Below are 13,567 nucleotides of genomic sequence, written 5' to 3'. Positions count from 1 at the left end.
CACGCCACCCATGTCCCGCCGCCGCCAGATCTACGAAGGCAAGGCCAAGATCCTCTATGAAGGTCCGGAGCCCGGCACGCTCATCCAGTATTTCAAGGACGACGCGACCGCCTTCAACGCCCAGAAGAAGGGGACGATCTCGGGCAAGGGCGTGCTCAACAACCGCATCTCCGAGCATATCTTCACCCTGCTCGGCCAGATTGGCGTGCCGACTCATTTCATCCGCCGCCTCAACATGCGCGAGCAGCTCATTCGCCAGGTCGAGATCGTGCCGATCGAGGTGGTGGTGCGGAACGTCGCCGCCGGCACGCTCTCCAAGCGGCTCGGCATCGAGGAGGGGACGCAGCTCCCCCGCACGATCATCGAATATTATTACAAGGACGACGCGCTCGGCGATCCGCTGATCGCCGACGAGCATATCGCCTGCTTCGGCTGGGCCAGCCAGGAAGAGATGAACGACATCGCCGACATGGCGGTGCGCGTGAACGATTTCCTGTGCGGCCTTTTCGCGGCGATCGGCATCCGCCTCGTCGACTTCAAGCTCGAGTTCGGCCGGATCTGGGAAAACGAATATAGCCGCATCATCCTCGCCGACGAGATCAGCCCCGACGGCTGCCGCCTTTGGGACATGACCACCAACGAGAAGCTCGACAAGGACCGCTTCCGCCGCGACCTCGGCGGCGAGGCCGAGGCCTATCAGGAAGTGGCGCGCCGGCTCGGCCTGCTTCCCGAAGGCGACGCCAACAGCGTCCTCGACCTCGAAAAGCACCGCCAGAAGAGAGGGAAATAGAGCTGCTGGGGGCAGCTTTATTTCCCTCTCTGGGCAAATAGCTCAAGTTCGTAGCAGTGCCGCCGCCTCACGGCTCTCGCGCGCGAGATGGTCACTGATACGAGTCCGGATCGCTTCAAAGCGTCCATTCCCTCGCAGCGACTGGAAGCCGGGCTCGTCGCCGATATCCGGCAAGTCCGTCTGGTCCGCGTGCATCCAACCGTCGCGCACGGCCCGCTCCAGAGCCGTAAGCGCTTGATCGTGCCTGCCTTGCAGCGCCCAGACCGCCGCCGCATTGGCGTGCAACGATGAAGGAGTTCGCCTTTGCTGAGCGAGGACGGCGCGGATCGTTGAGTCGGCCTCTGCGAGCAGCCGATCGGCTTCGGCGCTCCTGCCGCCGGCGCGCAGCGCGAGAGCGACCACCGGAACTGCCTGCAGCTGATCGAGGCGAGGGCGCTGCCCCTTTTTCAGGCCCAGCAAACCGGCGGGGCTGTCGTACGTCTCGAGCAATTCCAAGTGCCGCCGCTTGGCCAGCATCAGCTTCGCCGCGACCAGATTCCGCGGCCTGTAGAGCACCTCCTCGGCGACCGGATTGCGGGTGCGGGCGCGCCAGGTCTCGGCCGTTGGCGGCTCTGTCATGATCACCCGCAACTCGGGATCGACGAGGTTAGGCCCGATCCGGCCCTGATCCGGCAACCCGAGCATTCGCAACGTGCTGCCGGCGGCGCCGCGGAAATAGTAGCGCTCCTCACCGCCAGGGCCCTGGGCACCCGCCAGCCAATGACGCACCGCTTCGGAATAGTCGCCATTCTGATAGGCGAGGAACCCTTGCAGGCCATGGTGCCAGGCAGGGCCGAGAGCCGCCCCGCGCGCCACATATTGCTCGGCCAGTTCGCGATAACCCATCTCCCGCGCTATTTCCGCCGCGGTCTGAATCGCGGTCGGCAGCAGGGGCTCGATCCGGACGGCGCGACGATATGCGGCAAGCTGCCGGTCGAAACGGCCGGCATTTCCTTCCACATGGCCGAGCCAGAAGAGGATCTCGCCATCATTGGGATTGAGTTGCGCGGCGCGACGAATATGGGCGGCTGCCTCGGGTGAAGCGAAGCCGAGGATCATCCCGAGCGCGCCATGTGCCTCAGCCAAGTTCGGCGCGAGCTTCAGCGCGTGTCTGACATGGGTCGTGGCTTCCTGCTGAAGCTTAAGGAAAGTGTCGTCGGATTCGGCGTTCGCAGCCAGCCGCAGAGCCTTGCCGAGACTCGACCAGGCGGGTGCATAGTTCGGGTCGAGTTCCAGTGCGCGGCGAAGAAGCTCGGCGGCGGTGGCGGCATTGGAGGGCTTTCTCGTGCGCATCAATCCCTTGGCCGTGAGGTAGAGACTGTAGACGTCGCCGCGCGTCACGAGCGGGCCGGAAGGCGGCAAGCGGACCAACTGACGCTTCAGCGCAGCGGCAATTGCATTGCCGATCTGGCGCTGGATGGCGAATATGTCGTCCAACGACCCGTCATAGCTGCTCGACCAGAGCCGCATGCCGTCCTTCACCTGCACCAGAGCGGCATTGACTCTCACTCGACCGGCCTGCGTCCGCACGCTGCCTTCCAGGACATATTTCACGTCAAGCTTCCGCCCGACCTCCCGAAGGTCAGCCGCGTCCTTGAAGAAGCCGGAGGACGTGCGACCAGCGACGCGGAACTGGGGCTCGCGGGCCAGCCGCGCCAGAATTTCGTCGCTCATGCCTTGGGCGAAATAGGGGTCGGCATCGGACAGGTTGCGGAAAGGAAGTACGGCGATCGACGCAGGCGCTTGATCGGTGCTCGATATTCGATCCGTCCTCCACAAGTAGATGCCGGTGAGCGTCGCCGCCAATATTGCCAGACCGATAAGCAGCAAAAGCGCAGGCTTCCGTGCCAAGCCTGCTCCAAGGTTGGTCTTCCCAGCTGAGTTCGGCGGCGGCGAGGCCCCTTGAGTGGCGGACGGGACCTCCAGACTGTAGCCGACGCGGGGCACCGTCTGAATTACGAACGCCGGCGGATCCGTCTCCTTTGCGAGATGTCGTAGCGCGACGACGCAGCGGTTGAGAGCATCGTCGCCAACGACCCGTCCGTTCCAGCATTCCTCGAAGAGCCTGTCGCGGGAGACGACTTCGGGCCGCCCGGCCGCCAACGCGACCAGCACCTGCATAATGCGGGGCTCCAGTTCGCGGCAGTCGCCGTTGATGCAGACCTGTCGATGGGCGGGCCGGACGCGCAGGCGGCCTAGATCGAAATCGGGCGTCGTGGCGAGATCGATCCGTGACGCGCGCACTCCGGTGCCGAGACCCGCCATGATCGGCGATCCATCACCAAAAGATCACCTTCCCTTACTAGCTGATCGGGGCCGATTTGTCTTTTCATGATCGATGGGACGAGTGAGTCTTGCGAAGCAAGAGAGGCGGGTCATGATGCCAAGACGCTGGGAAGCTACCCTGACTGGCCTGCTTGCCGCATTTTTCCTGTCGAGCGCCGCTGTGGCTCAGGTCCTGATCGTTGTTGAACGCCCGGCCGACGCAGCACCCTGCTTCCAGCTTCGGTAGCCAGCCTCGACACCGGTCAGTCGGAAGAATGACGACCCATGCAGAAAGGCCCGCCGGTCTTGCGACCGACGGGCCTATCCTCTCCTAACCAGGAAAATTTACTTGCTGCCGCCTTCCTGCGGGCCGCCCATGGCGACCTTGTTGGCCGCGGCGGCGCGGCGCTGGACGGCAAGCAGATAGTCGTTCGACTGCATGAAGGGGATCGGGTTCACGGCCTTGCCGTCGATGCGCACTTCATAGTGGAGGTGGCTGCCCGTGGAGCGGCCGGTCGAACCCATCAGCCCGATGAGGTCGCCGCGCTTCACGCGCTGGCCGTCGGCGACCAGCCGCTTCGACAGGTGACCATAACGGGTCTCGATGCCGCGGCCGTGGTTGAGGACGACGAGGTTGCCGTAACCCCCGCCATTATATTCGGACCGGCTGACGATGCCGTCGGCGGTAGCGTAGATTTCGGTGCCGACCGGACCGGCGAGGTCGATACCGGCATGCATGGCGGCGCGGCCGCGGAAGGGGTCGGAGCGGACGCCGAAGCCGCTGGTGAAGGCGGTGCCCTTGACCGGCTCGACCGACGGAATGGCGATCGTGCCCTGCTCGATCTGGTCGAGCCGCTTCCAAGTGGTGAAGAGCTGCTTGAACCGGGGATCGGATTCCGTGCCGAGCGAGTCGACCGCCTCGAACGGACCGCCGGTGCCCTGGAAGCGCTTCGGATCCAAGCCGAGCTCGCGAAGCGCCTCTTCGGTCATCTGATAGCGTTTGTCGGCCACGGCCTTGATCGCCTGGACGTCAGCCTGCATGGCGCGGACCCGAAGCTCCATGCGAGCCACCTCGGCCGGATCCACCGTCTTGGTGGTCGCGATCTGGGCGGCGGCGAAGGCCGACCAGCCGATGAGGAAAAGAACGGCAAGCGCCGCCACGACCTGCACCGGAACGCTCACGCTGACGCGACGCAAGCTCTTGCCGTCGTGGAAGAAGATGTCGCGCGGCTTGAAAATATTGCGGAACTTCAAAGCCGCCGCGCCGTTCTTCGTCTGAACCAAATTCGTCATCACCATCCCCGGTCGACCCAACGCGGGGTCGGCACGGCCGCCGAAAAGCGACCGTAGAAAACTATACTCTGGGCTCTTCGCCCGGCTTTAGTGCGTCAAGAAGTTGCCCACCCCGTGACGTGTGAGCGGAGACTGTTAAACATCCCTTGCCCCGGCAAGCCCCGCGTAAAAATCGCGGGATAGACCGGCTTCATCACGCGCCGAATCGTTGAACGGAGGCTTCAGCACCCCCCGGAAGTAGGTTTTCGTTAACCGTTTCCAGTGGCTGATCGGCTCAAATCCGCGAGATTCGCACGCTGTTTTGAACCATCTCGTTCCGGCGCCGACATGGCGGATTTCGTCGTGATAGATGCGCCAGAGGATGGCCGCCGAACGGTGGTCGCCGACCCTCTCCAACCGCTCCACCGTGGCCGGCGTGACGTCGAGCCCGCGGGCCTCCAATATCATCGGCACGACCGCCAGCCTGGCGAGCGAATCGCCGGCCGTTTGCTCGGCCGCCTCCCACAGGCCGTCATGGGCGGGGAGCGCGCCGTAGGAGGAGCCGAGGCTCTTCAGCCGCCGGTCGAGCAAGGCGAAATGGATCGCCTCGTCGGCACCGACGCCGATCCAGTCATCGACAAATCCCCGCGGGAACTCGGCACCGAACCGCCCCGCCGCGTCGAAGGCGAGATCGATCGCGCCGAATTCGATATGGGCGAGCGCGTGGAGCATCGCGATGCGGCCGCGTTCCGACCCGCCCTTCCCCCGTTTCGGCATCCGCGAAGGCGGCAGCAGCTCCGGCCGCGGCGGCCGCGCGGGACGCTCCGGCATGGCGACATTGAAGACATGGGTCAGCCCGCCCCTCCGCCAGGCACGGGCGACGGTGCGGGCCAGCCGGACCTTGGCATAAGGATCGCCGGCAAGGAGCACGGCGCGGCAGGCTTCGGCGACGGTATGCATCGGGTGGGTTCAGCGGCAGTCGGGGCCGGGGCAGCGATGGATCTCGATCGACAGGTGAACGATGGTGTCGAGGTCCGAAAGGCGCCGATGATATTCGGCGACCTCGTGCGGCCGGTCGGCGACCAGCGAGACGATGCCGGCGTGGGCGCCTGGCGCGATCCGCCAGATGTGGAGGTCGGTGACGCGGGCGTCGCCATCATTCTCGATGCGTCGCCGCGCCTCGTCGGCCAGCTTGAGGTCGGAGCGGTCGAGGAGGATGCTTCCGGTGTCGCGCATCAGTTCCCAGGACCAGCGCAGGATCACCAGCGCGCCGACGATCCCCACCGCCGCGTCCAGCCAGGCCCAACCGAGATAACGGCCGGCAAGCAGGGCGAGGATGGCGAGCACCGAGGTCAATGCGTCCGCCAGCACGTGGAAATAGGCTGAGCGGAGATTATGGTCGTGATGATGGTGGTGATCGTGGCCATGCTGATGCCCGTCCGACAGCAGCCAGGCCGAGGCGAGATTGACCAGCAGCCCGAGCACCGCGACGACGATGGCTTCGTCATAGGCCACGCCGCGCGGCTCGATCAGCCGCTCGATCGACTCCACCCCGATCCCGATGGCGAAGACCGCGAGCATCAGCGCCGAGCCGAAACCGGCGAGATCGCCGACCTTGCCGGTGCCGAAGGCGAAGCTCGGATCGTGCGCGCGCCTGCGGGCGAAGGCATAGGCGCCGGCCGCCACCGCCAGCGCCGCCGCATGGGTCGCCATGTGGAAGCCGTCGGCCAGCAACGCCATCGATCCGGTGAGCCAGCCGGCGGCGATCTCCCCCACCATCATCACGGTGGTGAGGGCGACCACCCAGCGCGTCCGCCGCTCGTTGGCGTGGTGGGCCTCGCCCAGAAAGGCGTGCTGGTGCCACTGCTCGGCCGCGGCCGCGGCGTGCCTATGCTTGGTATGTTCGGCGGCTGGTCCCATGGCCAAGTCCATAGAAGAAAAGGGCGAGGCTATCCATCCGCCCCTTTATCGGACCTTACGCGCCGTCTGGGCCGAGCCTTGTCCGCCGCCGCGCCTCGATGCGGAGCCGAAGCGCGTTGAGGCGGATGAAGCCGGCCGCGTCGCGCTGGTCGTAGCCGCCCGTACCCTCCTCGAAGGTGACGAGATCCTGGTCGTAGAGCGACAGCGGGCTTTCCCGGCCGATCACCGTGGCGTTGCCCTTGTAGAGCTTCACACGCGCCGTGCCGGTCACATTCTCCTGGCTCTTGTCGATCAACGCCTGCAGCATCTCGCGCTCCGGCGAAAACCAGAAGCCATTGTAGATGAGCTTGGCGTAGCGCGGCATCATCTCGTCCTTCAGATGCATGGCGCCGCCGTCGAGCGTGATCGATTCGATGCCGCGATGGGCGGCGAGCAGGATGGTGCCGCCGGGCGTCTCGTAGACGCCGCGAGACTTCATGCCGACGAAGCGGTTTTCCACCAGGTCCAGCCGGCCGATGCCATTGTCGTGGCCGAGCTGGTTGAGCCGCGCCAGCAGCGCGGCCGGCGACAGCGTCTCGCCGTCGATGGCGACGGGATCGCCCTTCTCGAACGCGATCTCGATCACCGTCGGCCTGTCCGGCGCGTCCTCCGGCGAGATCGTCCGCTGGTGGACATATTCGGGCGCCTCGAGCGCCGGGTCCTCCAGCACCTTCCCTTCGGACGAGGAATGAAGAAGGTTCGCGTCGACCGAAAAGGGCGCCTCGCCGCGCTTGTCCTTGGCGATGGGGATCTGGTGCTTCTCGGCGAAATCGAGCAGCTGCTCGCGGCTGGCGAAATCCCATTCGCGCCAGGGCGCTACGACGCGGATATCCGGCTCCAGAGCGTAATAGCCGAGCTCGAAACGGACCTGGTCGTTGCCCTTGCCGGTGGCGCCATGGCAGACCGCGTCCGCCCCCACCGCCCGCGCGATCTCGATCTGGCGCTTGGCGATCAGCGGCCGGGCGATCGACGTGCCGAGCAGATACTGGCCCTCATAGACGGTGTTCGCGCGGAACATCGGGAAGACGTAATCGCGGACGAACTCCTCGCGCAGGTCCTCGATGAAGATGTTCTCCGGCCTGATGCCGAGCAGCTCGGCCTTGCGCCGCGCCGGCTCCACTTCCTCGCCCTGGCCGAGATCGGCGGTGAAGGTCACGACTTCCGCGCCATATTCGGTCTGGAGCCATTTGAGGATGATCGAGGTATCGAGCCCGCCCGAATAAGCGAGCACGACCTTCTTGGGCTTGGAGGTCATTTCGGTTCCTGTGACAGAGAAAGAGCGCGGAAGCGGTGGGCGACGGCGTCGGGATGGACGCCGTTCCTGAGCGCGAGAAACAGCGTGTCGTCGCCGCAGATAGTGCCGGCGACTTCGGGCAAATTCGCCTGGTCGAGGGCGAGGCCGACGAGATGGGCAGAGCCGGGCGGCGTCTTCATGACGATGAGGTTTCCGGCCGCCTCCACCGACTGCACCCAGTCGGCAAGGATGCTCTGCAGCCGCGAAGCGGCCCAGTCATTGTCGGCCATCTGGTCCGGCAGCGCATAGCCGAGCACCCCGCCGCGCTTCACCTTGACGGCGCCCATCTGGTCGAGATCGCGCGACACGGTCGCCTGGGTGACAGCAATGCCCTGCTCGGCGAGCCGGGCGGTCACTTCCTCCTGGCTGGAGACGGAGCCGGCGCGGATCATCTCGGCGATCAGCTTCTGCCGCCGCACCCGATTGTCGGTCATCTCGCCTCCCCCAGCATCCAGGCCATGGCACCCCGCGCGCTGTGCATGCGGTTCTCGGCCTGCCGCCAGACGGCGCTCCTCGGCCCGTCGATGACGGCGTCTGCCACTTCTTCCCCGCGCCGCGCCGGAAGGCAATGGAGAAACCAGGCGTCGTCGGTCCGCGCCATCAGCTCGGCATCGACGCTATAGGTCCCGAGCGCTTCACGGCGCGCCGCCGCCTCGTCATCCTGGCCCATGGAGACCCACACGTCGGTGTAGACGAAGCGGGCGCCCTTCACGGCCTCGGCGGGATCCACCGTCTGGCGAATGCCCAGCGCGTCCGCCTCGGCCGGAGCGAAGCCGTACCCTTCGGGGCTGGCGATGATCATCTCCGCACCCAGAGCCGCGCAGCCCTCGGCGAGCGAGCGGCAGACATTGTTGGCGTCCCCGACCCAGGCGATCTTCACCCCTTCGATTTTGCCGGCGATCTGCCGGATGGTGAGCAGGTCGGCCAGCGCCTGAAGCGGATGGTTGCTGTCGGACAGCATGTTGAGCACAGGAATCTCGACGGCCGCCGCCATGCGGTCCAGCAGCCCGTGATCGGCGACCCGGGCCGCTATGACGGAGTGATAGCAAGCGAGCGTGCGAGCGACGTCCTCGGCGGATTCGCGAGTGCCGAGGCCGACCTCGTCCTTCTGGATATAGACGGGGTGCCCGCCCAGCTGCACCGCCGCCATCTCCATCGAATTGCGGGTACGGGCGCTCGGCTTCTGGAAGACCAGCGCGACGCCCTTGCCGGCAAGCGGGCGGCCGAGATCGGCGCGCGCCGAGAGATCGAGGATCGTCTCCAGCGTCCCGGGCTCGAGATCGGCGATAGTGAGGATGTCGCGGCTCACCAGTCGGCCTCCTTCTTGATCATGGTTCCAATGCCCTCGTCGGTGAGCAGCTCGATCAGCAGCGCATGCGGCACCCGGCCGTCGATGATGTGGGCGTAGCCGACGCCACCATCGACTGCGTCGGCGCAGGCGCGGAGCTTCGGGATCATGCCCGCGCTGACGCTCTCATGCGCGATCCGGTCCCGGAGCTCGGCCGAAGTGAGGCGCGGCACCAAGCTGGACGGATCGCTCACATCCTCCAGCAGGCCCGGCGCGGCGGTGAGATAAATGATCTTCTCCGCCTTCATCGCGACCGCGATCGCCATCGCCGCATCGTCGGCGTTGATATTGTAGGGCTGGCCCGATGCGTCGGCACCCACCGTCGAGACGACCGGAGTGAGCCCGTCGTCGAGCAGCTTGTGGAGGAGACCGGCGCGCACCCTGGTGACCTCACCGACGAAGCCGAGCGCCGGATCGCGCGGGCTCGTGGTGAGGAGCCCGCCATCCTCGCCGGAGACGCCCACCGCCACCGGCTCGTCCAAAGCCTCGCGGTTGATGGTGGCGACGAGATCGCGGTTGACCTTGCCGACCAGCACCATGCGGACGATCTCCAGCGTCTCCGCATCGGTGACGCGAAGGCCGTCGCGGAACTCGGGCGCCTTGCCCATCCGGTCCATCACGGCATTGACCTGCGGCCCGCCGCCATGGACGACGACGCAGCGCACGCCGACGCTGCGGAGCAGCAGCACGTCCTGCGCCAGCGCCCGGTCGAGCGCCTCGTCGATCGCCGCGCCGCCCAGCTTCACCACGACCGACTTGCCGGCGAAGCGCCGGATATAGGGCAGCGCCTGGACGAGGATGGTGGCGGTGTCGGACGGGCTCAGCATGATGCTCTTCCCGTCACCCCGGCGAAGGCCGGGGTCTCGTGGGGAACCGCCGAGACGTCTTGTCCTGAGACCCCGGCCTTCGCCGGGGTGACGATAAGATGTGTGCGCCTCATGAGGTCACCGAATTCTCTTTGATGTAGCCGGGGCCGAGGTCGATCCCGATCACCTGCGCCGCGCCGGTGCCGAGGCCGAGCGCGACCTCGATGTCGATCCGCTCATTCTTCATGTGCTCCGCCACCGCGGCCACGTCATGGGCGACCGGAGCGCCGGCCTTCGAGACGGTGATCCCGCCATAGGCGACCGCCGCCCTCTCCGGATCGAAGTCGATCCCGGCGGACCCGGCGGCGGCGAGCAACCGGCCCCAATAGGGATCGGAGCCGTACCAGGAGCATTTGACGAGATTGTTCTCGGCGATCGACTTGGCCGCGGTCCGCGCCTCGGCATCGCTCGCCGCTCCAGTGACGCGGAGCGTGACCATCTTGGTCACGCCCTCGGCATCGCGCGCCATCTGCCAGGTGAGGTCCTCGCAGACCTTGTGCACGGCGCCCGCGAACTCCGCCATGTCCGGCCGCCCCGCCCGGCCGTTGGCGAGCAGGATGACGGTGTCGTTGGTGGACGTCGCGCCGTCGACGTTCAGCGTGTTGAAGGTGCGGTCGGCGGCATCGCGCAGGATCGCCTGCAACTCGTCCGCCGGCACGTCGGCGTCGGTGGTGAGGAAGGCGAGCATGGTCGCCATGTTGGGCGCGATCATGCCGCAGCCCTTGGCCATCCCGCCGAGGGTGAAGGTCGAGCCCTTCACAACCGCTTCCTTCGGAACATGATCGGTGGTGAGGATGCCCTTCGCCGCCGCTTCCGATCCCTCGGCGGAAAGCGTTTGGGCCAGCTTCGAAACGCCCGGCAGCACCTTATCCATCGGCAGGAGGTTGCCGATGATGCCCGTGGAGCAGACTAGCACGTCGCCGGTCGCGCACCCGATCGCCTCTGCCGTCGCTTCGCACATCGCCTCCGCATCGGCATAGCCCTGCAGCCCGGTGCCCGCATTGGCGTTGCCGGAATTGACAATGACAGCCGCCGCCCGCCCGCCACTCTCGGCGAGCTTCCGGCGGCTCACGCCCACCGGCGGCGCGAAGAACTTGTTCTGCGTGAAGACGGCGACCGCGGTGACCGGCCGAGCGTCATCGGTCGCGATCAGCGCCATGTCGTGGCGCCGGCGCTTGATGCCGGCATGGATGCCGGAGGCGACGAAGCCGGGGGCGGCGGTGACGCTCATGGGTAGACTCCACAGGTTGAGAGGCCCGCGCCCTCGTCGAGGCCGAGCATGAGGTTGGCGCACTGGATCATCTGGCCCGCCGCGCCCTTCACCAGATTGTCGAGGGCGGCGATGGCGAGCACCCGTCCGGTGCGCGCGTCGTAGCGGGCGGTGACCTGGACGGCGTTGGAACCCAGCGTCCATTTGGTCGCTGGCGCCTGGTCGGTGACATGGACGAAGGGCTCGTCGGCATAGGCCGTCCGCAACGCCTGCAGCGGCGCGTCGGCCGCCATCGGCCCAGTCGCGGTGCCGTAGCAGGTAGCGAGGATGCCCCGGTTCATCGGCGCCAGATGCGGCGTGAACAGCAGCTGCGCGTCGAGAGCCGCCTCCATCTCCGCGGTATGCCGGTGAGTGAGAAGGCCATACGCGGAGAGCGATTCCGAGACGCTGTTGAAGTGGGTGGAGTCCTTCAGCCCCTTGCCCGCGCCGCTGACGCCGGAGACGGCATCGACGACGAGGCTCGCCGGATCGATCAGCCCGGCATCCACAAGCGGCTTCAGTGCCAATATCGTCGCGGTGGGGTAGCAGCCGGCCGCCGCGACCGCCGCCGCGGAGCGGATCGCGTCCCGGTGCAGCTCGGGAATGCCGTACACGAAAGCGCCCAGCAGCTCCGGCGCCTGGTGCGGTTCGCCATACCACTGCTCGTAGGCCGCCGCGTCCTTCAGGCGAAAGTCCGCGCCAAGATCGACGAAGGGAATGCCGCGCTCCAATATCGCCGGCGCGAGCGACTGCGACTGACCATGGGGAAGCGCGGCAAAGACGAGGTCGATGTCGTCGAGCGATGTCCCGCCCGCATAGGCTTCGATGCGCGCGCCGGCGTAGGCCAGCGCGAGATGCGGATGCACCTCCTCCACCGCCTGCCCGGCCCGGCTGTCGCCGAACAGCCGCACGGCCTCAAGGCCCGGATGCGCCGCGCACAACCGAAGCAGTTCCCCGCCCACGAAACCGGACGCGCCGAAGATAGCCACACGAATCATGCGGTGCATATGTATATTTATACATATATATGCAATATTATTTTATTGCTGCTCGGTTGCGCCCCGTCGCAAGGCGCGCAAACATGCCGCTCTTTCTGAGGGAGGGGTTATGAAGCTGCGTTCTGCTTTCCTGGGTCTGGCTTTGGCGGCGGCGGCGCCTGTTTCGGCGCAGAATATCGGCCCCACCGATATCGCTGAGGCCAAGGACATCCTGAAGCGCTCCGTTGCCTTCAAGACGGTCGAGGGGCAGGGCCAGGTGCCCGCCTATGCCGCCTATCTCGCCTCGGTGCTGAAGGAAGCGGGCTTTCCCGACAGCGACATCACCGTGACACCGATGGGCGAGACGGCGACCCTCGTCGCCCGCTGGCCGGGCACCGGCGACGCCAAGCCGATCGTGCTGCTCGGCCATATGGACGTAGTCGCGGCCAAGCCGGAGGATTGGGAGCGCGATCCCTTCATCGCCATCGAGGAGCAGGGCTACCTCTACGGCCGCGGCGTCGAGGACAATAAATACGACATCAGCATGATGGTCGCGACCCTGGCCCAGATGCGGCGGGACGGCTTCAAGCCGGAGCGCACGATCGTGCTCGCCCTCACCGGCGACGAGGAAACCGCCATGGCGACCACCCGCGCCCTCGCCCAGCAGCTGAAAGGCGCGGAGCTCGTGTTGAACGGCGACGGCGGCGGCGGTCTGCTCGGCCCCGACGGTAAGCCGGTCTTCTACGGCCTCCAGGGCGGCGAGAAGACCTATGCCGATTTCGAGATCACCTTCACCAGCCCCGGCGGCCATTCCAGCGCGCCGACCGGCGACAATGCCATCCAGCACCTCGCCGCGGCGCTGCAGCGGATCGGCGCCTATGACTTCCCGCCGCAGGCGAACGAGCTCACGCGCGCCTCTCTGACGGCGGCCAGCGAGCAGATCGGCGGGGAGATCGGCGCGGCCATGGCCCGCTTCGCCAAGGACCCCACCGACAGGGCGGCGGCGGATCTCATCTCCTCCCGGCCCGAATTCATCGGCCAGGTGCGCACCACTTGCGTCGCGACGATGGTGAATGCCGGGCACGCCCCTAATGCCCTCCCCCAGCGGGCCACGGCCAACATCAATTGCCGCATCTTCCCCGGAGTGTCGGTCGAATCGGTCAAGGCGAAGCTCACGGAGCTCGTCGCCGACGAGAAAGCGCAGGTCACCGTCCTCGACGACCCGACCGGCAGCGACGCTTCGCCGCTCCGCCCCGACGTGATGGCGGCCGTCACTAAGGCGGTGCACGCCCGTTATCCGGACCTCGCCGTCGTGCCGAGCATGTCGGCGGGCGCCACCGACAGCTATCATTTCCGTGCCGCCGGCGTGCCGAGCTACGGCGTCTCCAGCCTCTTCATCCGCGCCGAGGACAGCTTCGCTCACGGCTTGAATGAGCGGGTTCCGGTCGCGGGCATCGGCCCGTCGCTCGAGCATTGGCGCTCGCTGCTGCGAGACCTCAGCCGGTAAA

12 protein-coding genes are annotated in these 13,567 nt (G+C 66.6%); 2 read left to right on the top strand and 10 right to left on the bottom strand.

Annotation, left to right across the window (positions count from 1 at the left end):
- Window positions 1–10: 10 nt before the first annotated feature.
- A complete protein-coding gene (purC, locus tag DF286_RS08335) occupies window positions 11–790 on the top strand; it encodes a phosphoribosylaminoimidazolesuccinocarboxamide synthase (protein WP_109271012.1) in 780 nt (259 codons plus the stop codon).
- Window positions 791–832: 42 nt separating this feature from the next.
- Here the strand turns inward: purC and DF286_RS08330 are convergent, their stop codons facing one another.
- From DF286_RS08330 to argC, 10 genes are all read right to left on the bottom strand, one after another.
- A complete protein-coding gene (locus DF286_RS08330) occupies window positions 833–3,094 on the bottom strand; it encodes a winged helix-turn-helix domain-containing protein (RefSeq protein WP_109271011.1) in 2,262 nt (753 codons plus the stop codon).
- Between the two features lie 345 nt (window positions 3,095–3,439).
- Entirely contained in the window at window positions 3,440–4,387 is a 948-nt protein-coding gene (locus tag DF286_RS08325; protein ID WP_109272094.1) for a M23 family metallopeptidase, read from the bottom strand.
- A gap of 135 nt (window positions 4,388–4,522) precedes the next feature.
- Entirely contained in the window at window positions 4,523–5,326 is an 804-nt protein-coding gene (locus DF286_RS08320) for a ferritin-like domain-containing protein (RefSeq protein ID WP_109271010.1), read from the bottom strand.
- Window positions 5,327–5,335: 9 nt separating this feature from the next.
- On the bottom strand, window positions 5,336–6,286 hold the full coding sequence (gene dmeF, locus DF286_RS08315; RefSeq protein WP_109272093.1) for a CDF family Co(II)/Ni(II) efflux transporter DmeF: 951 nt from the start codon (window positions 6,284–6,286) through the stop codon (window positions 5,336–5,338).
- A 55-nt stretch (window positions 6,287–6,341) separates the two neighbouring features.
- The gene (locus DF286_RS08310) at window positions 6,342–7,580 is read right to left on the bottom strand and encodes an argininosuccinate synthase (RefSeq protein ID WP_109271009.1); all 1,239 of its coding nucleotides are present in this window, start codon (window positions 7,578–7,580) and stop codon (window positions 6,342–6,344) included.
- Window positions 7,577–8,053 (bottom strand): arginine repressor, encoded by a 477-nt coding sequence (gene argR, locus DF286_RS08305; RefSeq protein ID WP_109271008.1) that lies wholly within the window; start codon window positions 8,051–8,053, stop codon window positions 7,577–7,579. The genes DF286_RS08310 and argR overlap by 4 nt, the downstream gene beginning before the upstream one ends.
- A complete protein-coding gene (argF, locus tag DF286_RS08300; protein ID WP_158274646.1) occupies window positions 8,050–8,928 on the bottom strand; it encodes an ornithine carbamoyltransferase in 879 nt (292 codons plus the stop codon). Before argF ends, argR begins: the two co-directional genes overlap by 4 nt.
- Window positions 8,925–9,794: an acetylglutamate kinase gene (gene argB, locus DF286_RS08295; protein WP_109271006.1), complete on the bottom strand. Its 870-nt coding sequence runs from the start codon at window positions 9,792–9,794 to the stop codon at window positions 8,925–8,927. Before argB ends, argF begins: the two co-directional genes overlap by 4 nt.
- 109 nt (window positions 9,795–9,903) lie before the next feature.
- Window positions 9,904–11,064 carry a bifunctional glutamate N-acetyltransferase/amino-acid acetyltransferase ArgJ gene (gene argJ / locus DF286_RS08290; RefSeq protein WP_109271005.1) on the bottom strand — a complete coding sequence of 387 codons (1,161 nt, stop codon included), beginning with the start codon at window positions 11,062–11,064 and terminating at the stop codon, window positions 9,904–9,906.
- A complete protein-coding gene (gene argC, locus DF286_RS08285; protein WP_109272092.1) occupies window positions 11,061–12,080 on the bottom strand; it encodes an N-acetyl-gamma-glutamyl-phosphate reductase in 1,020 nt (339 codons plus the stop codon). The genes argJ and argC overlap by 4 nt, the downstream gene beginning before the upstream one ends.
- 109 nt (window positions 12,081–12,189) lie before the next feature.
- Here argC and DF286_RS08280 point away from each other — a divergent pair, with 109 nt between their 5' ends.
- Window positions 12,190–13,566, top strand: a complete 1,377-nt coding sequence (locus DF286_RS08280; protein WP_109271004.1) for a M20/M25/M40 family metallo-hydrolase — start codon at window positions 12,190–12,192, stop codon at window positions 13,564–13,566.
- Window position 13,567: the final 1 nt, after the last annotated feature.

Source organism: Sphingosinicella humi, from assembly GCF_003129465.1.
GTDB lineage: Bacteria > Pseudomonadota > Alphaproteobacteria > Sphingomonadales > Sphingomonadaceae > Allosphingosinicella > Allosphingosinicella humi.
This window is presented reverse-complemented; position numbering and strand designations above follow the sequence as displayed.